This window comes from Micrococcus sp. KRD070 (assembly GCF_017168435.1).
GTDB classification, from domain to species: domain Bacteria; phylum Actinomycetota; class Actinomycetes; order Actinomycetales; family Micrococcaceae; genus Micrococcus; species Micrococcus luteus.
The window spans coordinates 41,870-66,905 of record NZ_JABFNH010000018.1 but is presented as its reverse complement, the minus strand read 5'-3'; the positions used below and the strand labels follow the sequence as shown (position 1 = coordinate 66,905).

The 25,036-nt window shown below is 74.2% G+C and carries 24 protein-coding genes and 1 pseudogene; 4 read left to right on the top strand and 21 right to left on the bottom strand.

The genetic code is table 11. The annotated features are described in order from the left end of the window. Positions 1–24: 24 nt before the first annotated feature. Positions 25–1,839, top strand: coding sequence for an MDR family MFS transporter (locus J1M38_RS06540; RefSeq protein WP_342356211.1), 1,815 nt, complete (start codon positions 25–27; stop codon positions 1,837–1,839). Further along, positions 1,832–2,341, top strand: coding sequence for a MarR family winged helix-turn-helix transcriptional regulator (locus J1M38_RS12040; RefSeq protein WP_036380863.1), 510 nt, complete (start codon positions 1,832–1,834; stop codon positions 2,339–2,341). Before J1M38_RS06540 ends, J1M38_RS12040 begins: the two co-directional genes overlap by 8 nt. A gap of 40 nt (positions 2,342–2,381) precedes the next feature. Here the strand turns inward: J1M38_RS12040 and J1M38_RS06530 are convergent, their stop codons facing one another. From J1M38_RS06530 to J1M38_RS06485, 10 genes are all read right to left on the bottom strand, one after another. Further along, a complete protein-coding gene (locus J1M38_RS06530; protein ID WP_036380860.1) occupies positions 2,382–4,445 on the bottom strand; it encodes a M13 family metallopeptidase in 2,064 nt (687 codons plus the stop codon). A 149-nt stretch (positions 4,446–4,594) separates the two neighbouring features. Beyond that, on the bottom strand, positions 4,595–5,077 hold the full coding sequence (locus J1M38_RS06525; protein ID WP_036380856.1) for an SRPBCC family protein: 483 nt from the start codon (positions 5,075–5,077) through the stop codon (positions 4,595–4,597). Between the two features lie 47 nt (positions 5,078–5,124). After that, positions 5,125–5,823 carry a DNA-3-methyladenine glycosylase gene (locus tag J1M38_RS06520; RefSeq protein WP_036380853.1) on the bottom strand — a complete coding sequence of 233 codons (699 nt, stop codon included), beginning with the start codon at positions 5,821–5,823 and terminating at the stop codon, positions 5,125–5,127. Then, the gene (gene panC, locus J1M38_RS06515; RefSeq protein ID WP_036380850.1) at positions 5,820–6,851 is read right to left on the bottom strand and encodes a pantoate--beta-alanine ligase; all 1,032 of its coding nucleotides are present in this window, start codon (positions 6,849–6,851) and stop codon (positions 5,820–5,822) included. Before panC ends, J1M38_RS06520 begins: the two co-directional genes overlap by 4 nt. A 154-nt stretch (positions 6,852–7,005) precedes the next feature. Continuing rightward, positions 7,006–7,617, bottom strand: coding sequence for a DUF3618 domain-containing protein (locus J1M38_RS06510; RefSeq protein WP_206481800.1), 612 nt, complete (start codon positions 7,615–7,617; stop codon positions 7,006–7,008). Beyond that, positions 7,614–8,081 (bottom strand): phage holin family protein, encoded by a 468-nt coding sequence (locus J1M38_RS06505; protein ID WP_036380844.1) that lies wholly within the window; start codon positions 8,079–8,081, stop codon positions 7,614–7,616. Before J1M38_RS06505 ends, J1M38_RS06510 begins: the two co-directional genes overlap by 4 nt. Beyond that, positions 8,078–8,893, bottom strand: a complete 816-nt coding sequence (locus tag J1M38_RS06500) for a hypothetical protein (RefSeq protein ID WP_036380841.1) — start codon at positions 8,891–8,893, stop codon at positions 8,078–8,080. Before J1M38_RS06500 ends, J1M38_RS06505 begins: the two co-directional genes overlap by 4 nt. 158 nt (positions 8,894–9,051) lie before the next feature. Next, the gene (locus tag J1M38_RS06495; RefSeq protein ID WP_036380839.1) at positions 9,052–10,281 is read right to left on the bottom strand and encodes a glycerophosphodiester phosphodiesterase; all 1,230 of its coding nucleotides are present in this window, start codon (positions 10,279–10,281) and stop codon (positions 9,052–9,054) included. A gap of 182 nt (positions 10,282–10,463) precedes the next feature. After that, entirely contained in the window at positions 10,464–12,626 is a 2,163-nt protein-coding gene (locus J1M38_RS06490) for an alpha/beta fold hydrolase (protein ID WP_206501207.1), read from the bottom strand. Between the two features lie 95 nt (positions 12,627–12,721). Next, positions 12,722–13,171, bottom strand: coding sequence for a DUF3806 domain-containing protein (locus J1M38_RS06485; protein WP_020625300.1), 450 nt, complete (start codon positions 13,169–13,171; stop codon positions 12,722–12,724). Positions 13,172–13,432: 261 nt separating this feature from the next. Here J1M38_RS06485 and J1M38_RS06480 point away from each other — a divergent pair. Next, positions 13,433–13,909, top strand: a pseudogene (locus J1M38_RS06480) (low molecular weight protein-tyrosine-phosphatase). Positions 13,910–14,066: 157 nt separating this feature from the next. Here J1M38_RS06480 and J1M38_RS06475 read toward each other — a convergent pair. From J1M38_RS06475 to ftsH, 9 genes are read right to left on the bottom strand one after another with little or no spacing between them, the layout of a single operon-like run. Further along, positions 14,067–15,017: a Rossmann-like and DUF2520 domain-containing protein gene (locus tag J1M38_RS06475; RefSeq protein ID WP_020625298.1), complete on the bottom strand. Its 951-nt coding sequence runs from the start codon at positions 15,015–15,017 to the stop codon at positions 14,067–14,069. Further along, on the bottom strand, positions 15,014–16,693 hold the full coding sequence (locus J1M38_RS06470) for a PH domain-containing protein (RefSeq protein ID WP_095695204.1): 1,680 nt from the start codon (positions 16,691–16,693) through the stop codon (positions 15,014–15,016). The genes J1M38_RS06475 and J1M38_RS06470 overlap by 4 nt, the downstream gene beginning before the upstream one ends. Next, a complete protein-coding gene (locus tag J1M38_RS06465; protein ID WP_020625296.1) occupies positions 16,690–17,202 on the bottom strand; it encodes a PH domain-containing protein in 513 nt (170 codons plus the stop codon). The genes J1M38_RS06470 and J1M38_RS06465 overlap by 4 nt, the downstream gene beginning before the upstream one ends. After that, positions 17,183–17,710, bottom strand: coding sequence for a DUF3180 domain-containing protein (locus J1M38_RS06460; RefSeq protein WP_060974197.1), 528 nt, complete (start codon positions 17,708–17,710; stop codon positions 17,183–17,185). Before J1M38_RS06460 ends, J1M38_RS06465 begins: the two co-directional genes overlap by 20 nt. Next, positions 17,707–18,351 (bottom strand): 2-amino-4-hydroxy-6-hydroxymethyldihydropteridine diphosphokinase, encoded by a 645-nt coding sequence (gene folK, locus J1M38_RS06455; RefSeq protein WP_020625294.1) that lies wholly within the window; start codon positions 18,349–18,351, stop codon positions 17,707–17,709. Before folK ends, J1M38_RS06460 begins: the two co-directional genes overlap by 4 nt. Next, on the bottom strand, positions 18,348–18,728 hold the full coding sequence (gene folB, locus J1M38_RS06450; RefSeq protein WP_044659875.1) for a dihydroneopterin aldolase: 381 nt from the start codon (positions 18,726–18,728) through the stop codon (positions 18,348–18,350). The genes folK and folB overlap by 4 nt, the downstream gene beginning before the upstream one ends. After that, positions 18,725–19,639 (bottom strand): dihydropteroate synthase, encoded by a 915-nt coding sequence (gene folP, locus J1M38_RS06445; RefSeq protein ID WP_020625292.1) that lies wholly within the window; start codon positions 19,637–19,639, stop codon positions 18,725–18,727. The genes folB and folP overlap by 4 nt, the downstream gene beginning before the upstream one ends. 26 nt (positions 19,640–19,665) lie before the next feature. Then, positions 19,666–20,286, bottom strand: coding sequence for a GTP cyclohydrolase I FolE (gene folE / locus J1M38_RS06440; protein WP_020625291.1), 621 nt, complete (start codon positions 20,284–20,286; stop codon positions 19,666–19,668). Positions 20,287–20,303: 17 nt separating this feature from the next. Further along, positions 20,304–22,394 (bottom strand): ATP-dependent zinc metalloprotease FtsH, encoded by a 2,091-nt coding sequence (gene ftsH / locus J1M38_RS06435; protein WP_170747910.1) that lies wholly within the window; start codon positions 22,392–22,394, stop codon positions 20,304–20,306. A gap of 393 nt (positions 22,395–22,787) precedes the next feature. On the opposite strand from ftsH, the gene J1M38_RS06430 reads away from it, so the two are divergent. Next, complete coding sequence (locus J1M38_RS06430; RefSeq protein WP_036316222.1) at positions 22,788–23,852, top strand: type IV toxin-antitoxin system AbiEi family antitoxin domain-containing protein; 1,065 nt, start codon at positions 22,788–22,790, stop codon at positions 23,850–23,852. Positions 23,853–23,887: 35 nt separating this feature from the next. Here J1M38_RS06430 and hpt read toward each other — a convergent pair whose 3' ends face one another. Next, on the bottom strand, positions 23,888–24,439 hold the full coding sequence (gene hpt, locus J1M38_RS06425; RefSeq protein ID WP_002858265.1) for a hypoxanthine phosphoribosyltransferase: 552 nt from the start codon (positions 24,437–24,439) through the stop codon (positions 23,888–23,890). Positions 24,440–24,488: 49 nt separating this feature from the next. After that, a partial coding sequence (locus tag J1M38_RS12035) for a TilS substrate-binding domain-containing protein (protein ID WP_241246528.1) occupies positions 24,489–25,036 on the bottom strand: 548 nt, incomplete at its 5' end.

Here is a 25,036-nt window from a genome sequence, read left to right as displayed (position 1 = left end):
AGAGGTGTATAAGAGACAGGAGCGGTGGCGCGCGCCGCCGCCGACGCCGCGCGCCACCGCTCCGTGCTCCAGGCCCTGACCGGCCTCCTGCTGGGCATGTTCGTCTCGATGATCGCCAACACGGTGGTCTCGACCTCGATGCCGGTGATCATCCACGACATCGGCGGCGACCAGACCGCCTACACCTGGGTCATCACCTCGGCCCTGCTCGCCACGGCCATCGCCACCCCGATCTGGGGCAAGCTGGCCGACCTCGTCAACCGCAAGGTCCTCTTCCAGGTCGCCCTGGCGATCTTCGTCGCCGCCTCCGCGGCGGCCGGGTTCACCCACGATCCGACCTTCCTGATCGTCTGCCGCACCGTGCAGGGCCTGGGCGGCGGCGGCCTCGTCGCGCTCAGCCAGGTGATCATGGCGGACATCATCAGCCCGCGTGAGCGCGGCCGCTACATGGGCCTGTTCGGCGCCGTGATGGCCGTGGCCACGGTGGGCGGCCCGCTCGCCGGCGGCGTGATCACCGACCTGTGGGGCTGGCGCTGGAACTTCTTCGTGGCGGTGCCCTTCGCCGTCGTCGCCCTGGTGATGGTGCAGCGCACCCTCCACCTCCCGCACCGCGAGCGCCAGAAGGTGTCCATCGACTACCTCGGCATCGTGTTCCTGACCGCGGCCACCGCGCTGCTGCTGATCTGGGTCACCAGCGCCGGTCGCGACTTCGACTGGGCCAGCACCACCACCGCGTGGATGCTCGGCGGCGCCGCCGTCGCCACCGTCCTGTTCGTCGTGACCGAGCTGCGCGTCGCCGAGCCGCTCATCCCGCTCACCCTCTTCCGCGACCGCACCTTCACCCTCGCGACGATCGCCTCGATCGCCACGGGCCTGGCCATGTTCGGCTCCTCCGTCTACCTGGCCCAGTACATGCAGCTGGCCCGCGGCGCGACGCCGACCCAGGCCGGCCTCATGACCATCCCGATGATCCTCGGCCTGCTCGTGTCCTCCACGGTGATCGGCGGCCTCATCACCCGCACCGGCGTGTGGAAGCGCTGGCTCGTGATCGGCGCCGTCCTGCTGATCGCCGGCACCGCCCTGCTCGGCACCCTGCACTACGACACCTCCTTCTGGCTGGTGTCCCTCTACATGTTCCTGCTCGGCGCCGGCGTCGGCATGACCATGCAGAACCTCGTGCTCGTGGTGCAGAACACCACCGACCCGCGGCAGATGGGCGTCGCCAGCTCCGGCGTCACCTTCTTCCGCACCCTGGGCGGCAGCATCGGTGTCGCCGTGATGGGCGCCGTGGTCTCCAACGTGGTCCCGGACCGCATCGAGGAGCGCCGCGCGGACCTCGCCGCGGCCCTGCGCAGCCTGGGCCCGGACGCCGCCGAGTGGTCCGAGAGCCTGCAGTCCAGCACCCTGCCACGCGTGGCAGAGATGCCCGACTCGCTGCGGGTGATCTTCGAGGACGTCTACGCGCAGGGCATCGCCCTCGCCTTCCTCGTGGCCGTGCCGCTCGCGATCGTCGCGTTGATCGCGATCCTGTTCCTGCCGAACCTCCCACTGGGCCGCATGACCACCTCCGAGCGCCTCCACGCCACCCGCGCCGACCTGGCCACCCATGCCACGGCCGAGGCCATGCAGACGCTGCCCGCGACCGGCCCGATCCCCGTGGTGACCGCGGCGCAGGGGCAGCATCCGGCCGAGGACCCGGAGGAGTCCCGGTCGGTGTCGGCCGAGCGCCCGGCGACGGCGGTGGCCGACCGGCCCGTCGTCCCCGCGGCGCTGGCCGTGGCAGGGACGGCCCTGCTGGCGGCCGTCGTCACCGCGCTGGTCCGGGCCCGCCGTGGCTGACGGCGCCCCGGACCCGGGCGGAGGCGGCGACGACGCGGGCTTCGAGGCCGCCGTCCAGGGGCTCGAGCAGGCGTTCTCGCGTCTGGTCCTGCAGCACCGCCAGGTGATGGTCCGCTACGCGGCGGCCCTCAGCCCGGCCCTGTCCGTCGGGGCGATGAAGGCGTTCATGATGCTGGCCAACGAGGGGACCATGACGCCCTCGGCCGTGGCCGAGGGCCTGCTGGTGGACCGCGCGCAGGTCTCCCGCATGGTCCGCGACCTCGAGGCCGCCGGGCTGATCACCCGAGAGCCGGACCCGCGGGACCGCCGCTCCGCCCTCCTGAGCGCCAGCCCCGAGGGGCTCGCCCGCCTCGACGCGGTGCGCGGCGGCCCGGCGGGTCGCGGGCTGCGCGACGACCTGGCGCGCTGGGACCGCGAGGACATCCGGACGCTGACGCGCCTGCTGGACCGGCTGGCCGCCGAGCGTCAGACCCGGATGCAGGACCCCGCCGAATCCGAGTGAGCCGCCGGCCGGACCCGCGGGGCCCGGCCGGCGGGCGGGATCACCAGATGGTGACGCGCTCCTCCGGGGCCAGCCACATGGGATCCCCCTCGCGCGTGCCGAACGCCTCGTGGAAGGCGTCGAGGTTCTTGACCACCTGGTTGCAGCGGAACTCGTTGGGCGAGTGCGGGTCCGAGGCGATGCGGGTGACCATGGCCTCCGGTCGCGTGAGCTGACGCCACACGGTGGCCCAGGCGGTGAAGAACTCGCGGTCCCCCGCCGCGGCGTCGAGGGAGGCGCCGTCGCCCTCGTCCCGCCAGATCTCCAAGGCGCGGTGGGCGATGCCCAGGCCGCCGAGGTCGCCGATGTTCTCCCCCAGGGTGAACTCGCCGTTGACGCGGTGGTCCGGGGCCTCGGCCGGGGAGAGCGCGTTGTACTGGGCCACCAGCCGGGAGGTGCGCTCGGTGAACGCCGCGCGGTCCTCCTCGGTCCACCAGTCCTCGAGCCGACCGGCGCCGTCGTACCGCGAGCCCTGGTCGTCGAAGCCGTGGCCGATCTCGTGGCCGATCACGGCGCCGATCGCCCCCAGGTTCGCGGCCATCGAGGCCTCGGGGTCGAAGAACGGGGGCTGCAAAATGGCGGCCGGGAAGACGATCGCGTTCTCGAGCGGGGAGTAGTACGCGTTCACCGTCTGCGGCGTGATGTGCCACTCCTCCGGGTCCGGCCCGTCCGCGATCTTGCGCAGGTCCCGCTCCCACTCGAGCTCCGAGGAGGAGCGGGCGTTGCCCAGCAGGTCGCCGGCGTGGACCTCGAGGGCGGAGTAGTCCAGCCACTTCGAGGGGTAGCCCACCATGGGGCGGAACATCGCCAGCTTCTCGAGCGCCCGCTGACGGGTCTCCTCGCCCATCCACTCGAGCTCCTCGATGGACCGGCGATAGGCCTCCTGGAGCAGGCCCACGAGCTCGTCCATCGCGGCCACGTGGCCCTGCGGGAAATGGCGGGCCACGTAGAGCTGCGCCACGTCCTCGCCGGCCGCCCCGTTGACGAACGCGACCGCGCGCTTCCAGCGGGGGCGGACCTCCTCGGTGCCGGCCAGGCGGCGGCCGTAGAAGGAGAAGTTCTCCTGCACGAACGCGTCCGGCAGGAAGCCGGCGAAGGAGCGCAGCACCTGCAGGATCAGCCAGTGACGCCAGTCCTCGAGGTCGGCGGCCTCGGGTCCCTCGAGCAGCCCCTGCACACCGGAGAGGAAGTCCGGCTGCCACACCACGACCTCCGCGGCGCGCTCGCCGGCGGCGTCCACGCCCTCGAGCCACGCGTCGGCCAGGGGGAAGAGCTCCGTCAGCCGGTCGTGGGTCATGGGGTTGTAGCGGGCCACGGCGTCCCGGCTGCGGACCAGGTCCCAGTGCAGGGCGGCGATGCGCTTCTCCAGCTCCACCACCCGGACGCCCAGCGCGGCGGCCTCGTCCCGGTCCGCGCCGATCCCGGCCAGCGCCAGCAGACGGCCGGTGTGCTCGGTGTACTGCTCGAGGATCTCGGCGTAGGCCTCGTCCCGGTAGTAGGACTCGTCCGGCAGGCCCAGGCCGCCCTGGAGCAGGTGCAGGAGCATGCGGTCCGGGTTCCCGGCGTCGTTGAGGGCGCCGGTGTTGATGAGGCCGGAGACGCCCTGGCGCTGCAGTCGCCCGGACAGGGCGAGCAGCTCCGCGGGGGTGGACACGGTGGCCACCGCCGCCAGGTCCGAGGCGATCGGCTCGAGGCCGCGGGCCTCCACGGTCTCGTCGTCCATGAACGAGGCGTACAGCGCGGCGATCCGGCGCTTGAGCTCCGGATGCTCCGTGCCCTCCGCGTCCTCCTCGTCCAGCGGGGCGAGCGGGACGTCCCGGTGCGCGCCGGCCGCGGCCGTGGCCTGCACGCGCGCCTGGGCGGGGTCGAAGCCCGTGCCGACCTCGCGCACGGCGTCCTCGCACAGGTGCCGGACGGCGAGCTCGGCCGCGTCCCGCAGCTCGAGGAACGCGCCGTAGGCGCCCTGGTCCGCGGGGATCTCATGGGTGTCCAGCCACCCGGCGTTGACGTGGCGGTACAGGTCCTCGCGCGGCGACGGGACTTCGGGCTCGGCGGTGGCGGTCACGGCGGATCCTCCTGGACGTGGGGGTGGACGGTCTCGCACGGCACTCTAGCCGTGACACCGGACACGACGACGGGCACCGCACCCTGGCCGGGTGCGTGCCCGTCGTCGAGGGGACGGCCAGCCCGGAGGCCGCCGTCGGGAGGCGGGGGTCAGCCGACCTCGGCGGCCAGCTTCGCGAGCGACTCCTCCATCTGCTCCTCGGACACCATCGGGAAGAGGTTCTTCGCCAGCAGCTCCGGGTCGGTCACGGCGGTCCAGTCGTAGGTGAGGGACACGACCGTGCTGCCGGAGCCGTTGTCCTCGAGCCGGTAGACCCACTGCCAACCCTTGGGCTCGGTGCCGGCGGGGGCGGTCTTCCAGCCGACCAGCTTGTTCGGGTCGTAGGCGACCACGTGATTGTCGGTCTGGTAGTCGCCACCCATGTGCTCCGCGTGCATGTTCATGGTGAACACGTCGCCGACCTTCTGGATGCGCTGGGTCTTGTCGTCGGACTGCACCATGCCCGAGCCGTCGAACTTCGCGTGGTTCGCGGGCAGGGTCAGGAAGTCGAACACGTCCTTGGCGGACGCGTCGATGGTCCGGGTGACGGTCTGCTGGGTCTCGCCGTGGGCGGTCTTGTTCATCTCGGTCATGGGATCAACCTAGGCACGGGGCCGGGGCGGTCGACAAGGTCTGGGGGTCAGTCCGGCACGTTGCGGCCACGCCGGAACGCGGACACGCTGCGGTGGCCGGCCACGCTGAACCGCCACGGGAAGCGCACGGAGCCGCCCTCCCCCGAGACGCCGACGCGCGGGCCCGTCACGACCTCGATCGGCGGCTCGGCCGGATCGCGGGGCGCGGGCGGGGCCAGGAGGAAGCGGGCGGGCGCGGCCGGCGCGGCGAGGCGGGCCGAGGTGCCACCGTCGTCGGCCACCTCCGGCGGCGCGGCGACGATCTCCACGGGCGCGTGGCCCATCTCCAGGGTGATGCCGAGGCCCTGGCCGAGGTTGCCCGGGCCGGAGAGCAGCTTGGGGCCGGTGTCCCGGCCACGGCGGGCCACCGCGAGGTCCCCTCCTGCAAGCACCTCGGCCGCACGCAGCAGCACACCGCCGGCCTCCCCCTCGGGGTGGCCCACCAGGTTCAGGCAGCGGTGGATGCCGTAGTTCAGGTACACGTACGTGCGCCGCGGCGGCCCGAACAGCGCGGCATTGCGCTCGGTGCGGCCGCGGAACGAGTGGGCGCCGGGGTCCGCTCCCGCGTTCCCGTACGCCTCGGTCTCGGTCAGCCGCACGGTGACGGCGCCGTCCGGGGCGACGACGGTCAGCCGGCACCCCAGCAGCGTCGCGGCGAGCGCGGGCGAGGGGCCGTCGAAGGCGGCGGCGAGACGCTCCGGGGTCACGGCAGCGGCCCCGCGACGGGCAGCACCATGGTGTCGATCAGCCGGACGGGCGGCACGTGCGCGGCCACGAGGGCGAGGGCCTCGCGGCGCAGCGGCTGGCACAGCAGCTCCGGACCGAGCTCGGCGAAGGTGTCCCGGTCCACCACCACGAGGTGGTCCAGCTCGACGCCCGGCTCGTCCTCGACCATCCGGCGAGCGGCCTGGACGTCGACGGGCTCACCGGCCGCCGCGGCGTCGGCCAGGGAGCGCAGGGCGCGGCTGAGGACGAGCGCGTGCTCCAGGCCCGCGGCGTCCAGGCGGGTGTTGCGGCTGGAGAGCGCGAGGCCCTCGGGCGAGCGGACGATGGGTACGGCGCGGACGTCGACGTCGATGTCCAGGTCCGTGGCCAGGCGGCGCAGGACGGTGAGCTGCTGCGCGTCCTTCTGGCCGAAGTAGCTGCGCAGGGCCGGCACCGCCGGGCGCACGATGTTCCACAGCTTCGCCACGACGGTGGCCACGCCGTCGAAGTGGCCCGGGCGGGAGGCGCCCTCGAGGACCTCCCCCATGCGGCCGGCGGAGACGGTGACGATCGGCGCGTCCGGGTAGCCCGGGTACATCTCCTGCACGTCCGGGGCGAACACGACGTCGGCGCCCGCCGCCGCCAGCAGGTCCAGGTCCGCGTCCAGGGTGCGCGGATAGTGCTCCAGGTCGGCCGGATCGCCGAACTGGAGCGGGTTCACGAAGATGCTGACCGCGACGACGTCGTTCTCGGCGCGGGCCCGCCGCACCAGGGCCGCGTGGCCGCCGTGGAGGGCGCCCATCGTGGGGATCAGGCCGACGGTGACGGGCTCGGCGTCGCCGTCGTCCGTGGCGTGGGCGACGAGCTCACGGAGAGCGGAGCGCATCTCGGCGACGGTCCGGGCCAGACGCGGGCGCGCGGAGACGCCGTCGGCCTCGGCCGTCACGGGAGCGGGGAGGGCGTCCTCGAGGGTCAGGCCGGTGCCGGCGGGGACGGGGCGCTGGTCGGGGACGCGGTCGAGAGGGGTCACCCTCCGAGTCTAGGCACGGGGCCTCGGGGAGGACTTCCGCCTCACCACGCGCATCTGGTCCAAGGCCTGAGCCGCGGGCCGGATTCGGCCCCGCCACGCGCGACGCCGGCCGGTCCCGTCAACGGGACCGGCCGGCGTCGTGCTCGGGTCGGGCTCAGGCGTCCTTCGCGGTGTCCTTCACCTGGCGGGCGGCGTCCTGGGACTCCGCCTTGAGGCCCTGCGCCGTGTCCGTGCCCTGCTCCTTGAGGTGGGAAGCGGCCTCGGCGGCCGACTCCTTCACGCTCCCGGCGGCCTCGCGGGCGGCGGGCTCGAGGTCCTCGCGCAGCTGCTGGGCGGCCTGCTTGGCCTCGTCCACCAGCGGGGCGGCCTGGTCCTTGAGGCCCTCCGCGGCGCGCTGCTCCGCGCGTGAGGCGGGGATCAGCGAGCTGAGCAGCAGGCCGGCACCGAAGGCGATCAGCCCGGCGGCGAACGGGTTGCCCGCGGTGCGGCCGCGCAGCTGAGCCGGGGCCTGGTGCAGGGCGTGCTGGGCGTCGTCGGCCCACTCGGACGCGCGATCGCCCAGCGAGGGCTCGTGGCGGTGCTGCTCCGGGGAGCCCATGATGTTCTCCTTCGCGTGGATGAAGCCGTCCTTGATGCGGTTGGTCTGCCGGGACACGGCCTTCGTGGGGCTCACCTTCTCGGCGAGGGCGTCCACGTCCTGGCCGAGCTCGCGGCGCGTGCGCTCGATGTCGGCGCGGATCTCGTCGGGGTTGTTGCTCGTGGTCATCGCGTCTCCTTCGCGGGGTTCAGGGTCTCGGGGATCTCCTGAAGCGTCTCCTGGGTCTGCGGCAGACCCTTGATCTTCTCGATGTCCTTCTTGCCCTGCAGGGCCAGCACGGCCGCGACGACGCCCCACAGCACGGCCACGATCAACGCGGCCCAGCCGATCGGCAGGAACACGTCGAGCAGGTGCATCAGGGCCAGGGACAGGAACATCAGCAGGAAGAAGCCGCCGACGGCGGCGCCGGCCAGCAGGCCTGCCCCCTTGCCGGCCTTCTTCGCGGACTCGGTGGCCTCGGCCTTGGCCAGGGCGATCTCCTGGCTGACCAGCGTCGACAGCTTGGCCGACAGGCTCTGGAACATCTCGCCGAGGCTCTCGTGCTCGGCACGGAACTCCGCCTGCGTGGGCGGCGGGGTGTGCGCGCCGGAGTGCGGCGTCGCGTCGCGGAACGGTTCGTGGGCGGTGCTCATGCGTCACCCCCGGGCCGGGTCTGGTCGAACGGCCGCTCGGCGGTCAGGCCCTGCTGGACCGGCGCCTGCGTGCCATACGGGGTGTCCCCGACGCCGGCCGCGCGGCGGGGCCCGGCGCCGTCCGCGACGCGGCCGTCGGCCTGGGAGAGCGAATCGCTCGAGTAGGCCGGGGCCTGCGAGTCCAGGTGGTGCGGGGTCACGTCCGCGTGCACCGCGTCCGGACGGGTCGTGTGACGGCGCGGCGAGGTGGAGGCGGCGGAGTCGGGCTGGGCGGCGTCGCGGATGCCGCGCGTCAGTCGACCGGCCACCAGCCCGGCGCCCAGGGCGAGGGCCAGGAACGTGCCCGGACGGCGAGCGGCGAAGCCGCGCACGTCCTGCAGCAGGTCCTGCGGGGAAGCGGTCTCCAGGCGCTGCGTCAGGGCCTCGGCACGGTCCGCCACCGAGGCGACGCCCTGGCGCACCAGGTCGGTCTGCGGCTGCTCACCGGAGACCACGCGGTGCAGGTCGTCGGTGTAGCTGCGCACCTGGCCCGCGAACCGCTCCTGCTGGGTCTGCACCTGCGCGCCGACCTGCTCCTGGGCGGAGCCGACCAGCGACTGCACCTGGTCAGCGGCCTCGTCCTTCACCTGGCCGGCCTCGTGCTTGGCGGTGGCCGCGAGGTCCTGGGCCTTGTCCTTGGCGTCCTGGGCCACGGCCTTCGCCTGGCCCTGGGCCTCGCCCGCGGCCTGCTGGGCCTTGTCCTTCGCCTGGTCCTTGGCGTCACGGCCCTCGGCTGAGGAGCCGTGGGCGTTCTTCGGCGTGTTCGTCGTCATGCTGTGCCTTCCTTCGTCCGGGTCGGCGGCCCCTCATGGCCAGCCCTTCTGGCCGTCCACGTCACCGGGTCCACCGGTCCTGAGGGCCAAGGTAAGCACCGCGACGGACGTGCCGGAAGACCTCGGGTCCGCCGGGATCGTCTCCGGTCGGGACGGGGTCAGCGCACCTTCAGGCCCCGCTGGGCGGTCTTGCCGACGCCCCGGCCCGGGTGCTCCTTCTTGCCCTGCATCCAGGTGTCCACGGCCTGCACGCCGAGGTCGGGGTGGTCGGTGAAGAAGCCGTCGATCCCGGCGTCGAGGAACGGCTGGATCATGCCGACCATGTCGCCCTGGGCGTTCGGGTCCGCGGAGGAGCGGAACTCCGTGTAGAGGAACTGGTTCTCGGCGCGGAAGGTGTACGGCACCACCTCGAGGCCCGCGCGGTGGGCGAGGGAGACGAACGCGGTCTCCTCACCCATCGAGCCGTCCTTCTCCTTGGTGATGATCTGCGCGAAGGCCGGGCCGAGCGTGTCGACGCCGGCCGCGCGGACCTCGCGCATGCCCGCGGCGGTCTCGTAGAAGTCGTAGTCGCGGACGGTGTCGCCGGCGGCCACGGAGTCGTAGGGCGCGCCGTTGGCGCTGGACAGGAAGACCGTCTCGGCCTTGAGGCCGAGGTTCTCGTTGAGATCGCGCAGGTTGGCGAGCTCGAAGGACTGCACGGTGGCGGGGGCGTTGCGCTTGTTCAGGCCGTGCTCGTCGAGCAGCTCGACGACGCGCTCCTCCATGGACAAGCCGATGGAGTCGAAGTAGGTGGGGTGCTTGATCTCGGGGATGACGCCGATCTGCCGGCCGTACCGGGCCGAGAGGCGTTCGCGCAGCTCGAGCACCTCCTCGAAGGTGGGCACCTGGTACCGGCCGTCGTAGGACGCGGACTCCGGGCGGACCTGCGGCAGGCGCTCCTTGGCGCGCAGGGTCTTGAGCTCGGCGAGGGTGAAGTCCTCGGTGAACCAGCCGGTGAGGGCCACGCCGTCGACGACCTTGGTGGTCTTGCGGTCGGCGAACTCGGGTCGCTGGGCGACGTCCGTGGTGCCGTCGATCAGGTTCTCGTGGCGGACCACGAGCACGCCGTCCTTGGTGGAGACCAGGTCCGGCTCGATCACGTCCGCGCCCTGGGCGGCGGCCAGCTCGTAGGCGGCCAGGGTGTGCTCGGGGCGGTAGCCGGAGGCGCCGCGGTGGCCGACGACGTCGGGGCGCACCACGGGCTTGCCCGTGGCGGACTGCGCGGCGGCCGGGGTCTCCGCTGCGGCAGGGGCGGCGACGGCCGGGGCGGCCAGCGGGGCGCTGACGGCGACGGCGGCGGCGGCGAGGGCCACGAGGCCGCGGGCGGCGTGACGACGGACGGAGGTCATGGAACGGTCCTTTCCGGGAGGGGATGACCGCTCCAGTGGGCCAGATCCGGGTGTCGGCCGGGTGGCCCCCCTCCGGCCACAGCCGGCCCGTCCGGTGAACAGCCGGTGACGGGCGGCTGATCGGAGAGGTTCAGCCGCCCGTCACGATGCGCGGCGCCGGGCCCGGCACCGGGCGCAGCGGCTCAGCCCGCCGTCGACGACGGCCGCGTCAGTCCCAGCGTCTCCGGGACCGACGGGGCGCCGGCGCCGAGGACGTGCTCGCCCAGGAAGCCGAGGACGACTTCGTACCAGACCTTCGCGTGCTGCGGGGCGAGGATCCAGTGGTTCTCGTGCGGGAAGTAGAGGAACCGGTGGTCCGTGGTGCCGTCCGCGGCGGCCGGCCGCCCGGACTTCGCCAGCAGGTCCGACCACAGGCGCAGCCCCTCGCCGATCGGCACGCGGTAGTCCTTGTCGCCGTGGATGACGAGCATCGGGGAGACGATCTCCCCCACGAACCGGTGCGGCGAGTTCTCCTGCTGCATCTGCTCGTCCATCTCGCGGGCCCAGTAGAACGCGGCGTCCGTCGTCGGGCCGAAGCCGTCCAGCGCCCACAGCGAGGCGTGCGTGACCACGCACCGGAACCGATCGGTGTGCCCGGCCACCCAGTTCGCCATGTAGCCGCCGAACGAGCCGCCCATGGCGGCTGTGCGGTCGCCGTCGACGTCCTCACGTGCCACGACGGCGTCCGTGAGCGCCATCAGGTCCGTGTAGGGCGCCTGACCCCAGCGGCCCCAGCCGCGTTCGATGAAGTCCTGGCCGTAACCCGTGGACAGCGCCGGGTCCGGCAGCAGCACCGCGTAGCCGCGCGCCGCCATGATCCACGGCGTCCAGCGCCAGCTCCACGCGTTCCACGAGCCCAGCGGCCCGCCGTGGATCCACAGCAGCAGCGGGTGGCCGCCGGCCGGCGCCGTCCCCTCGGGGAGCACGAGCCAGCCGCGCACGCGCGTGCCGTCCTCGGCGACGGTCTCCACGTCCTCGAGCGTGCCCGGGATCGCGGGGCGCTCCACAGGGTTCGGCAGGCGCGTGGCCTCGCCCGTGGCCAGGTCGATCCGCGCCACCTCCGGCGGGAACAGGTAGGAGGAGCGGACACCGTAGGCCGTGGCCCCGTCCGGGGAGAGCACGACGTCGGTCCACGCCTCGTCCTCCCGGGTCACCTGCGCGACGGCGCCGGTGGCCACCTCGATGCGGAACACCGGGCGGCGACCCTCCGAGTCCGCGAGCGCGATCACCGCGGAGTCGTCCGGCAGCCACGCGACGACGTCGGCCCAGCGGTCCCAGCCGTGGGCCAGGGGCGTGGTCTGGCCCGTGGCCGTGTCCATCACGTACAGGCGCGGGTGCACGGCGGAATGCGGGGTGGAGTCGGGGGTGCGGACGACGACGGCGCGCGTGCCGTCGTGGCTGACGGGGCCGACGGCCACGTCCTCCCCGGGGACGTCGTGCAGGACGCGGTGCTCGCCCGTGGCCAGGTCCACGCGCACCACCGTGCCCTCGCGCACGTTGCCGCGGGCCTCGGCGGTGGCGGCCGCGGTGAGCAGGAACGAGCCGTCCGGGGCCACCTGTGCGCCGATCCCGAACGCGTGGGAGCGCGGGAATCCGGAGACGTGGCGCAGGTGGTGCGCCACGTCGTCGGCCTCGGGAGCCAGGCCCGAGGCGGCCGGGCCGGGCTCGGCGGCGCCGGCGTCCGTGGCGGGCTCGCCCTGCGGGTCCGGGCCGGCCTCGAGGACGAAGAGCTCGGGGCGGGCGGGGCCGAGGTCGTGGTCCCAGAAGCGGATGGGGTAGCCGGTGTGCAGGATGGCGTCCACGCCGGCGTCCTTGCGGGTCTGTGCGAGGGCCGCGTGCTCGGCCTCGGTGGTCGCGCCGAGCAGGCGGTCCGCCGTGACGACCACGCGGTCCGCCGCGGACGCGCACGTGACCGCGGCGACGCCGCCCGGGCGGGAGAGCACCACGCGCGCCTCGCCGCCCCGGGGCGGCAGGGCCCACAGGGCGCTGCGCTTCTCGGCCTCGGCGTCGGCGGGGTCGGGGCGGGCGGAGGTGAAGAAGAGGGTGCCGGTGAAGAAGAGGGTGCCGTCCGCGGCGAACTGTGCGCCGGCCTCGCCCTCGCGGGAGCGGGTCAGGCGGTGGGCGGGGCGCTCGCCCGCGGGGTCGACCTCCCAGAGGGCGGTGGCGTAGCCGGTGCCCTTCGCGTCCCGGGTGGCGACGGTGGTCACCAGGCGGGCGCCGTCCGGGCTGAGGGTGAGACCGGCGACGCGCGGCAGGGCGGTGAAGGCGTCGAGGTCGTGGAAGGGGGTGTCCGGGGTGGAGGTCATGCGTTCGTTTCTATCGGCCCGCACGTGATCCGGGCAACACGGAGGACGGCGGGGTGGCGGCCTTGACGGCGGGCCGCCCCGGTGCCCGCCGCGCCTCAGGCGCCGGGCCGCGTGCCGGCGTCGGCCCGGATCTGCTGGAGCTGCTCGCCGAGCCAGTCGACGTACTCGCCCATCCACTCCCCCGTGGCCTGATGGTTCCAGCTCTGGCCGACCACCGGCTGCGGGAAGACGACGGCGTCCGAGAGGGTATCCCGCAGCGCGAGGGCGGGCCCCTCCTCGTCCGCGACCGTCACCCACTGCATGCCGTGGCGCGCGCCCAGGTGCTCGCCGAGCAGCACCGCGACGACGTCCAGCAGCACCGCCAGCTCCTCGGGGTCCAGCTCCTCGGCTTCGGCCTGCGAGCGGGCCAGCACGGCGTCGTAGTAGGCGGCGACCGCGTCCAGGTCCAGGTGGTCCACGCCCTCCTGCGCGGCGAAGTCGCGGCGGACGCGTACCCACTCCCGCTCGGGCTCGGTCAGGGGGCTCATCTCGGGCTGGTCGGTCATGGCCTCCATCCTGCCAGGCGCGTCCGGTGCCGCCGTCGCCGGAACGGGCGGCGCCGGCCGCGCTTTCGTTCGAGAAACGGCGGCGTGTCGCAGCGCTTTCGTTCGAGAAACGGCGAGGAGCCGGGGGACGGACCGCCGGAGGCCTCTGATCCCCCAGCGGGAGCACTCGTGGACGCAACCGACGTCGCGCCGCCAGCGACGAGGCGAGCGTGCGGACCGTCGTCGTCCGCCGCCCCCGCCCGGACTTGAGACACTGGCCCCATGCGCATCATGACCGTCTGCCTGGGGAACATCTGCCGCTCGCCCGCCGCCGAGGCCGTGCTGAACCGCAAGCTCGCGGAGGCCGGTCTCGACGACGTCGAGGTCACCTCCGCCGGCACGTCCGACGAGCACGTGGGCGCCCGTCCGCATCACCTCACCCGCGAGGTCGGCGGCGAACTGGGCTAAGAGTTCCCGACGGTGGGGGTGCAGCTGTCCGCCGACCTCGTGGACGACGCCGACCTGATCCTCGTGATGGACGAGGCCAACCTCGCCGACACGCGGCGGCTCGCGACCACGGACGAGCAGCGGGACCGGATCCACCTGATGGGCGAGTTCGCGTCGGATGCGGACAGCGCCGGGGTGCGCGAGGTCCCCGATCCGTACGGGTATCCGCGGCCGCAGTTCGAGGAGATGTACCGGCAGATCGAGGACGCGGCGGACGGCGTCGTCGCCGCGATCCGCGACGGCCGCCTCTGACGGCCGGGGCGCGGTCCCGGGGTCTCGTCCCAGCGACGCGAACGCCGCCGGACCCGCCGTTTCCCGAACGAAAACGGCTCGGGGCCCGCCGTTTCCCGAACGAAAACGGCCCGGGACCCGCCGTTTCCCGAACGAAAGCGGGGGCGGCGGGGGTCGATCAGTCGTCGTGGGGGTCGTCGGAGTCGTCGAGGACCTCGCGCAGCCGCGCCGCCGTGTCCGCGCGCAGGGCGCCGCGGGTCTCGGCGCGGTCGGTCGTCGCGCGGGCGAGGGTCTCCCACACGGCCCGCACGTCCGCCGACAGTCCCCCGGCCTCGAGCTCGCCGAGGGTCTCACGGTGGGTCCGCAGCGTGTCGACGTCGCCGCGGGCCACGGGGCCGGTGAGGGCGCCGTCGCCGTCGGTGAGCGCGTTCTCCAGCGCGGCGGTCATGAGCGAGCGCAGCACCCGCTCCGGGTCGGCCACCCCGATCGTCTCGAGGATCTGACGGGCCTGCGCCGTCAGCGTCACCAGGTGGTTCGACCCGTGGGACAGCGCCAGGTGGTAGGCCGCCCGGTCGGCCTCCTTCACGACCACGGGCTCGCCGCCCATCTCCACCACGAGCGCCTGGGCCACGGGCAGCACCACGGGGTCCGCGGTCACGCCGAACACGCAGTCCTGCAGCCGGGCGACGTCGAGGCTCAGCCCCGTGAACGTCATGGCCGGGTGGATCGCCAGGGGGATCGCCCCGTGCGCGCGCACCGGCTCCATCACCCCCACCCCGTAGCGGCCGGAGGTGTGCACGAGCAGGTGGCCGGTCTGCACGTGGCCCGCGGCGGCCAGGCCGGCCACGAGCTCGCCCAGCGCGTCGTCCGGGACGGCGAAGACGACCATCTCGGAGCGGCGCAGGATCTCGGGGATCTCCAGGACGGGCACGCCCGGCAGGAGCATCTCCGCGCGGTCCCGCGAGGCCTCGGAGACGGCGTGCACGCCCGTGATCGTGTGGCCCGCAGCCCGCAGCGCCGAGCCCAGCACGGCCCCCACTCGACCCGCGCTCACCACGCCGACGCCCAGCCGCCCGGGCCGCTGCGCCGGGTCATGCGGGTCCAGGCTCAGGTCGAGTCCGCCGGTCATCGCTCCTCCTCGCCGCGCACGGCGGGGACGTGCGCCCCGCTCTCCTCCCCGACGACGGCGCCGCCGACGACGCCGGCCCGGGCCAGTTCGCGGCGGCCCACCTCGGTGGCCGCGACCTCGCGCGTGCGCTGCTCGAAGCGGGCCAGCTCCTCGGGGCGCATCCACTGGTCGCGGTCGGCGAGGCGACGCGAGACGGCCGCGTGCCGGGCCTCCCGGGCGTACAGGTCCACGGCCACGTCCTCGTCGAGGTCGCGGACCACGGCGTTCGCCCCCGCGACCCACACGCGCACCGTGGCCAGGCCCAGGCGTCGCTGCACCGGGCCCTGCGCCAGCTCGGCCGCCTGCATGCGCTCGTGCTGGAGGGTCTGCAGCCGGCGGTTCAACCAGCCGCTGCGCACCACCAGCAGGGACCGCGTCGTCGTGAAGCCGGTCCGCCGCCAGGCGAACCAGTTGAACCACCACCTGCCGCGCCGCGGCACGTGCTGGAAGCCGCCCTCCGTGCCGGTGCCGTGCACGCCGAGGTGCATGAGCCCGGCGGGGGTCAGCCCCTGCGCGGCGCGCGGATCGCCGTCCAGGCCCGGGTCCGGGGCCACGACCGTGAGGACGCGGAGCACGTCCTCCCACGGGCCGACGGGCAGCGCGACGTCCCGGGCGCCGTCGGACTCCTGCAGGTACCCGGCCACCGCCATGTTCACCCGATACCAGCCGAAGGGCCGCCAGAACAGGGGCTGGGAGACGGTCACCCCCTGCACCCGCCCCGGCGGGACGGTCTGGTGGGTGGTCTCGGTGAGCCCGTGCCGCAGTCGCAGCCCGTCGGTGGAGCGGCGCACCTGGAAACCCCAGCCGGCGTTCAACCGGGACCACGCGACGCCGGCCACGGAGAACAGGGCGGGCAGGGACGCGGCCGCGCCGATCCCGGTCAGGGTCTCCCCCTCGTCCAGCACCGCCTCGGGCAGCAGCGCGACCACGAGGGCGAGGCCGGCCAGCCAGATCAGGGACCCGGCCAGCACCCCCAGCACGCCTCCGGAGAGCAGGACGGAGCCGAGGAGCCGCCCCGCGGGCACCTGCAGCATGAGTTCGCCGGCGTCCGCGGCGTCGGCGTCGGGGAGGCCGGGCTCGGCCGCCCGCTCCGGCGCGGACGCGTCCGCCCCGGCTCCCCCGAGCATCCCCGACGCGCGGTCCAGGATCTCCCGGCGCACCGCTTCGGCCTCGGCGCGGCGCAGGAAGGACAGCTCGAGCGCGGACTCGCCGCCGTCGGCCGCCTCGACCTTCACTGTGGCCAGCCCGAGCAGCCGGGCCACGAGGGGGTGCTGCAGGTCCACCGCTTGGATGCGGTCGTAGCGCATCTGCCGGCGACTGCGGAAGAGCCAGCCCTGGCGCAGCTCGATCCGGTCCTCCCCGCAGCGGAACCGGGTGAACCACCAGGAGAAGAAGAACACGAGGCTGATCAGCAGGGTGACCCCCAGCAGGATGCCGCCGGCCACGAGCAGGCTGCCGTCGCCGCCGCCCGGGGCGTCCTCCCCGCTGAGCCGGCCCGCCGCGAAGTCCTCCACCGCGTTGCGGCCCGCGAAGAACAGGATCAGCAGCAGGAAGGTCCAGCCCCGCACCCAGGGCGAGGCGGGGTGGACGCGGACCCAGCCGGCGTCGTCGGCGGGGGGCGGGGCGGCCGCGCTCACAGGCCCGCCAGCCGCGCCTGGCCGCGCGCCATGAGGACCTCGCGCAGCTCCTCGGCCCTCTCGCGGGGCACGCCCTCCAGGGTGACGTCCCCGCCCGCGGCGGCGGTCTTCAGGGTGAGGGTCTGCAGCCCGACCCGGCGCAGCAGCGGACCGTCCGACACGTCCACGTACTGCAGGCGGCCGTACGGCACCGCGTGCACGCTGCGGAACAGGATGCCCTCGCGCCACAGGACGTCGTCCTCGCGCTCGGCCCAGCCCATCGCGCGCACGCGCCGCGGGATCAGGATCAGGTCCACGATCCAGGACACGACGACGACGGCCGGCAGCCCCCACGCGACCCACGCGGCCATCCCCGCCCACGGGCCGGTGAGCTTGAGGATCAGCGGCACGGAGAACGCGGCGAGCCAGATCAGGTGGCCGATGGTCGTGGCGATGAGCTTCACCGTCGCCAGCCGCGGCGAGGCCGGCGTGAAGGCCACGCCGCTCAGGTCAATGCCGGGCACGGGCATACCCTCCTTCCGTCTCGGGACGGGCCGGTCGGCCCGGGGACCCATCCTGCCCACGACCGCCCTCGGGCGCATCCTCCTCAGGCGGGATCCGGCACCACCGTTCGACGATCAGCCCCACCACCAGCAGGACGAGACCGCCGACGGCCTGCAGGGCGGCCTCCCGCACGGTCGGTGCCTCCACGCCGGCCCGCAGCAGCACCTGCACCGCCACCCCGGCGTGCCACCCGCCGAGGGCCGCTCCCGCGAAGCCGGAGGCCTGGCCGAGCACGAGGGTGCGGGCCGCGGCGAGCGGGTCCATCCGCGCGGCGGCGGGCTTCTCCCGGTCGCGGCGCACCCGCCAGCCCAGCGCGAGGCACAGCACGGAGACCGCGGCCACGGTGATCAGGCCGCCGCGGCCCACCACGGGCGCCGGCCAGCCCAGGGACGGCGCGGCGAGCCCGGCCAGCCAGCCGAGCACGGCGGCCATCAGCACCACGAGCAGGGTCCACCCGGAGCGCAGCGCGATCACGTGGCCTCCCTCCCGAGGGCGTCCGGGCGTGCCGGGCGGAGCGGGGCGACGTCGTCGGTGCCGGCCAGCAGCCGGTGCCGCTCGGGCTCCTGACGGCGCACCCCGGGGGCGTCCGCGGCGACGGCGGCGAGGTCGGCGACGGGCGTGCCGGCGAGCGTGGCGTCCGCGTCGAGCCACAGCCACGGCAGCAGCACGAAGGCCCGCTCGGCCGCGCGGGGGTGCGGCAGGGTGAGGTCCGGGTGGTCGCTGCGCACGTCTCCGTAGGCGATCACGTCCACGTCCAGGGTGCGCGCGCCCCAGCGGACCTCACGCCGCCGATGGTGGTCCTGCTCGAGCCGGTGCGCCACCGCGAGCAGCTCCCACGGCGCGAGGTCCGTGCGCAGCGTGACCACCTGGTTGAGGTAGTCGGGCTGGCCCGGCGGCCCGCCCACGGGTGTGGTGACGGCCCGGGGCGAGGCCCGGACGTCCGTGATGTGCGGCAGCGCGGACAGGGCGGCGACGGCGGCGTCGAGCGTCTGCGCGGGCTCGCGCAGGTTGGCGCCGAGGGCCAGCACGGCCGCGACGGGCGCGTCCGGGCGGGCGCCCAGCTCGGGGATGGGCGCGGGGCCCTCGGCCGGGTGCGACCAGTCGACGGTGCTCACGCGAGGTCCTCCCGGGTGCGGTGCACGGTGACGGCGGCGTCCGCGAAGTCGTGCGGGATGGGCGCCTGCGGCTTGTGCACGGTGACCTCGACGGCGGTCACCACGGGCTGCTCGGCGAGGACGGCGCGGGCGATCCGGTCGGCGAGGGTCTCGATCAGGTCCACCGGCTCCCCGGTGACCAGGCGGACCACCGTGTCCGCGACCTCGGCGTAGTTGGCGGTGCGGGCGAGGTCGTCGCCGGCCGCGGCGGGGCCGGCGTCGAGGTGGAGGACGACGTCCGTGACGAACGGCTGCCCGTCCCGGCGCTCGTGGTCGAAGACCCCGTGGTGCCCGACGGCGGACAGCCCGGCCAGGCGGATGCGGTCCCGGGCGCTCACGGCAGCACGTCCTCGGAGACGGGCTCACCCGGGGCGTGCGCCCCGACCCAGGCGGCGGCGGCGCGGACGGCGTCGGCGCTGGCGCGCACGTCGTGCACGCGCACGCCCCACGCGCCCTGGGCGGCGGCGAGGGCGGAGATGGCCGCGGTGGCGGCGTCGCGCGCGGCGGGCGGGGCCGGGGTGCCGTCGTCGTCCGCCAGCAGCGTGCCCAGGAACCGCTTGCGCGAGGCGGCGACGAGCACCGGGTGGCCCATGGCGCGGAGCCACTCGAGGCCGCGCAGCAGCTCCCAGTTCTGCTCGCCGGCCTTCGCGAAGCCCAGGCCCGGGTCGACGATCAGCTGCGCGGGCTCGACGCCCGCGGCGAGGAAGCGGCCGGCCACGTCCCGCAGCTCGCACACGACGTCCGGGACGGTGTCCTCGTAGACGGCCAGCCCGTCCATGGTCTGCGGGTTCCCGCGGTTGTGCATGAGGATGTACGGCGCGCCCGACGCGGCGATCAGCGCCGGCATATCCGGCTCGTGGGCGAGGCCGGAGACGTCGTTGACGATCACCGGCCCCAGCGCCAGGGCAGCCCGGGCGGTGGCGGTGTGGCGCGTGTCCACGGAGAGGACGACGTCCTCGGCCAGCAGCGCCTCGATCACGGGCAGGATGCGCTCCTGCTCCTCGGCCGGCGGCACGGCGCGGGCCCCGGGGCGGGTGGACTCCCCGCCCACGTCCACGATGTCCGCGCCGTCCGCGACCATGCGCCGGGCGTGCTCGACGGCCGCGCGGACGGTGGCGTGCTCCCCGCCGTCCGAGAACGAGTCAGGGGTGACGTTGAGGATGCCCATGACCAGGGTCCGGCCCGCGGGCAGCCGCCCCAGCAGGGCGCGGTTCGCCTCCCGCGCCGCCGCGTCGATGCTCTCGTCCACGTGTCCTCCTCCGCCGTCGGTGGTCCTCAGCCGTGCATGATGAGGCTCATCGCCTCGGAGCGCGTGGACGGATCCCGCAGCTGGCCGCGCACCGCCGAGGTGACGGTCTTCGCGCCCGGCTTGCGCACGCCGCGCATGGACATGCACATGTGCTCGGCCTCCACCACCACGATCGCCCCGCGCGGGGCCAGGTGCTCCATGAGCGCCTCCACCACCTGCGTGGTCAGCCGCTCCTGGACCTGCGGACGCCGCGCGTACAGCTCCACGAGGCGGGCCAGCTTGGACAGCCCCGTCACGCGGCCCTCGGCGGAGGGGATGTAACCGATGTGCGCGGTGCCGTGGAACGGCACCAGGTGGTGCTCGCACGTCGAGTAGAACGGGATGTCCTTCACGAGCACGAGCTCCTCGTGCGCGATGTCGAACGTGGTGCCGAGCACCTGGTCCGGGCTCTGGTGCAGGCCCGCGAAGAACTCCGCGTACGCCTTGGCCACTCGCGCCGGGGTGTCCGCCAGGCCCTCGCGGTCCGGGTCCTCACCGATCGCCAGCAGGATCTCCCGCACCGCCGCCTCGATGCGCGGCCGGTCGACCGCGGTCGAGTCCGGGTCGAACGTGCCGGGGACGGCGTCGTCGGGGGTGTGGGCTGTCATGCGGGTCTCCTGCGCGGTCAAAAGGTCGGTCCCTCGCCGGGGCCCGGCGTGTTGCTCGGACCGCCGTGCGGCGGCAGGCCGGGGCCGGTCGCGTCCCCGCCCAGCGACGACGGCGGCGCACCCTCCGGACGCACCGGCACCGTGGTGCCCTCGACGCCGACGGGGGTCTGCTCCCCGCCGTCGTGGCGCGAGCGGCGCTCGGAGGGGGAGAGGACGGGCGGGATGTCCTGCGGGAGCCGGTCGTCCGAGGCCAGCCACACGCCGCGCTCGGGCCGCTTGCGCACGTCCGCGAAGATGGCGGCGATGGCCTCCTGGGTGAGCGTCTCCTTCTCGAGCAGCTCGTAGGCCAGCCGGTCCAGGACGTCCCGGTTCTCCGTGAGCACCCAGTGGGCCTCGGCGTGGGCCTGGTCCAGCAGGGTGCGGACCTCGGCGTCCACCAGGTACGCGAGCTCCTCGGAGTACTCGCGGGAGGAGCCGCCGGGGGCACCGCCCACGAAGGGCTCGGAGCTGCCGCCGCCGAGCTTGACGGCGCCCACCTTGGCGGACATGCCGTACTCGGTGACCATCTTGCGGGCCGTGTCCGTGGCCTTCTGGATGTCGTTCGCGGCGCCCGTGGACGGGTCCTTGAACACGATCTCCTCCGCCACGCGCCCGCCCATGGCGTACGCGAGCTGGTCCAGGAGCTCGTTGCGAGTGACGGAGTACTTGTCGTCCTCCGGGACCACCATCGTGTAGCCCAGGGCGCGGCCGCGGGGCAGGATCGTGATCTTGGTGACCGGGGCGGAGTTGCGCAGCCCGGCCGCGACGAGCGCGTGGCCGCCCTCGTGGTAGGCGGTGACCTTGCGCTCGTGCTCGTTCATCAGGCGGCTGCGCTTCTGCGGGCCGGCCATCACGCGGTCCACGGCCTCGTCCAGGGCGTGATTGTCGATCACGTTGTTGTTCGAGCGCGCCGTGAGCAGCGCGGCCTCGTTGATCACGTTGGCCAGGTCCGCACCCGTGTAGCCGGGGGTGCGCTTGGCCAGGGAGCGCAGGTCCACGTCCAGGGCGATCGGCTTGCCCTGCGCGTGCACCTCGAGGATCCTGGCACGGCCCTCGAGGTCCGGGGCGTCCACGGGGATCTGGCGGTCGAAGCGGCCCGGGCGCAGCAGCGCCGGGTCCAGGACGTCCGGGCGGTTGGTCGCGGCGATCATGATGACGTTCGTGGAGGCGTCGAAGCCGTCCATCTCCACGAGCATCTGGTTCAGGGTCTGCTCGCGCTCGTCGTTGCCGCCGCCGATGCCTGCGCCGCGGTGCCGGCCGACGGCGTCGATCTCGTCCACGAAGATGATGGCGGGGGCGTTGGACTTGGCCTGCTCGAAGAGGTCGCGCACGCGCGAGGCGCCGACGCCCACGAACATCTCCACGAAGTCCGAGCCGGAGATCGAGTAGAACGGCACGCCGGCCTCACCGGCCACGGCCTTGGCGAGGAGGGTCTTGCCCGTGCCGGGCGGGCCGTAGAGCAGCACGCCCTTGGGGATCTTGGCGCCCACGGCGCGGAAGCGGTCCGGCACGGTGAGGAACTCCTTGATCTCCTGGAGCTCCTCCACGGCCTCGTCCGCGCCCGCGACGTCCTTGAACAGCACGTCCGGGTTGTCCTTGTTGATCAGCTTGGCGCGGGACTTGCCGAACTGCATGACCTTGCCACCGCCGCCCTGCATGCGGGACATCAGGAACCAGAACAGCAGTGCGATGAGCAGGAACGGAACCATGAAGCCGAGCAGCGAGAGGAACCAGTTGCTCCGCACCGGCTCGTCCGTGTAGCCGTCCAGGGCCGAGTCGTCCACCGCGGTGACCACGTCCGTGGCGCGCGCGGTGGCGAAGTAGAAGTAGACCTCCTTGCCGAGGTCCCGGTCGTCCTGCTTGTAGGGCTCACGCAGGGTGAGGTCCACGCGCTGGTCCCCGTCCACCACGCGGGCCTGCGCGGCCTTGTCGTCCTTCAGCAGGGCCATGCCCACGTTGGTGTCCACCATGGTGCGGCCGCTCTGTGACGTGGTCAGCGGGATCGCGACGGCGAGGACCAGCAGGCCCAGCAGGATCCAGACGTAGGGCTTGTTGAACAGCTTCTTCACGGTCCGAGTGTCTCCTGGTCTGCCGCGGGGGCCGGGCTCCCCGGGGCGGCCGCCGTGCAGCCGGGGCCGGCGCAGGGCCGACGTCGCGCCCGGGTCAAGCCTCCACGGTACCGGCCCCGCCCGGGTGTCCGCTGACTGTTCGCGTCAGGTGGACAGGGCGCGGGCGGTCAGCCGGCGCCGACGTCGGCCAGCACCGTCCTGGCACCCACCGGGAATGCGAGGGGTCGGAATGGCGCGTGGATCGCACCTCAGAGCGACCGCTCGCGTGACAGGTCGCCGGCGCTGCGGCCACGCCCCTGCGTCCCCGCCTGCACAGACCCCCGCGCACCCGAACTCCTCCCCAGGCCGACGGCGGCCCAGGACGCCGCCCGCCCCACGCGCCAGGCTGGCACCATGCGTCGCCCCACCCCGCTTCCCGCGTCCTTGCTGGACGGCCCCTTCACCGCCGCGCAGGCGAGGGCCGCCGGCATCGACCACAACCGGCTGCGTCGCTCCGACGTCGAACGCCTCGCCCGGGGCCTCTACCGCCGGCGTGAGGCCGCCCCGGCCGCCGTCGAGCGCCCCGCGGCCGGCTCCTCCCCCTACCGGTGGAGCACCCCGCTCTCGGCCACCCAACACGAGCTCCTGCTGCGACTCGCCCGGCACCGCGCCACCACGGTGGTGTCGCACCAGACCGCGGCCCGCGCCCGTGAGATCTGGCTGCCGGAGCGACTGGACGCGGGGGACGAGGTCCACGTGAGCCGCCCGCGGGACCGTGGCCGCCTCGCCCTCCCCGGCGTCACCTCCCACCGGACGGCGCTCCCGCCCGCGGACGTGGAGCGCGTGCGGATCGGCGGTCTGGCCTGGTACGTCACCGCCCCGCCCCGTCTCTGGGTCGACCTCGCGGCCCTGCTCGACGACGACGAGCTCGTCATCCTCGGCGACCATCTCGTCCGCCGGGCGGAACTGTCCGGCGGTCCCGACGCTGCCGAGCGGACCCGGGCGGCCCTGACCCAGGCGGCCGAGACCAGCCCGTCCGCGCACAACCGGCGACGACGGCTCCGCACCGCCGCCACGCTGGTCCGGGTGGGGGCGCACTCGCCGAAGGAGACGCGGCTCCGGCTCGCGCTGACGGCCGCCGGGCTCCCCGAGCCCGCACTGCAGCTCGAGGTCTGGGACCCGGAGTTCTCCCTGCACCACCCCGCGACGGCGGACCTGGGCTATCCGCAGGCGAGAGTGGCCCTGCACTACGACGGCGGCCACCACGGCGCGGATCGCCAGATCGACCGCGACGTGCAGCGCAACGCGGCCTTCGAGCGACGGGGCTACCGGAACATCACCGTGTCCTCCTCCGACGCTCGCCGCGGATTCACGCGCGTGATCGTGGAGGTGCGCCGTCACCTCGGGGACGCCGGCGGCCTGTCACGCAAGGAGTCGGAATGGGGCGGAGATCCGGCATCAGAGCGACACCACGCGTGACAGGTCGGCCACGCCGGGCCACGCCGGGCCCCCGGTCAGCTGTACACGTGCGGGGCGAGCGTGCCCACGAAGTCCAGGTTGCGGTACTTCTCCGCGTAGTCCAGGCCGTAGCCCACCACGAACTCGTTGGGGATGTCCCGCCCGACGTACTTCACGTCGATGTCCACCTTCATGGCCTCCGGCTTGCGCAGCAGGGTGCAGATCTCGACCGAGGCCGGGCCGCGGGACTCCAGGTTGGCCTTGAGCCAGGACAGGGTCAGGCCGGAGTCGATGATGTCCTCGACGATCAGGACGTGCCGGCCCGTGAGGTCCGCGTCGAGGTCCTTGAGGATGCGCACCACGCCGGAGGACTTGGTGCCGGAGCCGTAGGAGGAGACCGCCATGAAGTCCAGCTCCACGTGGGAGTGCAGGGCGCGGGTGAGGTCGGCGACCACCATCACGGCGCCCTTGAGCACGGCGACGATGAGCAGGTCCTTGTCCGCGTAGTCGCGGTCGATCTGGCGGGCCAGGTCCGTGATCGTGTCCTGCACGTCCTCGCGGGACATGAGGACGTGGGTGAGATCGTTCTGGACATCCTGTGCGTCCATGCGCCGCTCCTGGTGAGTGCTCGTGCGGGAATGCCGGGCCGGGCCGCAGTCAGGGACCGGGCAGGCAGGGGATGAGGTCCAGTCTGGCACACGCCCGATGCGCGGCCACCCCGCCGGGCAGCTCCACCGGACCGGCCGACGTGCACCCCGCGCGGGCGCCCGTCACGAGGGCGTCCACCGCGAGGATCCGTTCGCGGGGCGGGGCCTGCCCTCCCGCGGCGCGGGCGGCGCGCGCGATCACGCGGTGGCGCACGGCGGCGGGCAGCGCGGCCAGGGCGTCCAGATCCAGGGAGACGACGCGCGGGTCCCGGGCGGGCGGGTCGACGCGCAGCCGGGTGACCTCGGCGCCGGCCCATGCCTCGAGGGCCGCGGCGTCCTCGGCCGCGATGGCCGCGGTGCGCACCAGCCCGGCCCGCACGCCGGGGCCGAGGCCGGCGTCGGGGTCCTCGAGTGCGGGCAGCACGCGGGTGCGGACCCGCGAACGCAGCAGCGCGGGATCGCGGTTGTGCGGGTCCTCGAACCAGGTCAGCCCGGCCCAGCGGCAGATCGTCTCGGTGTCCGCCCGGGTCAGGCCCAGCAGCGGGCGGACACCGAGAC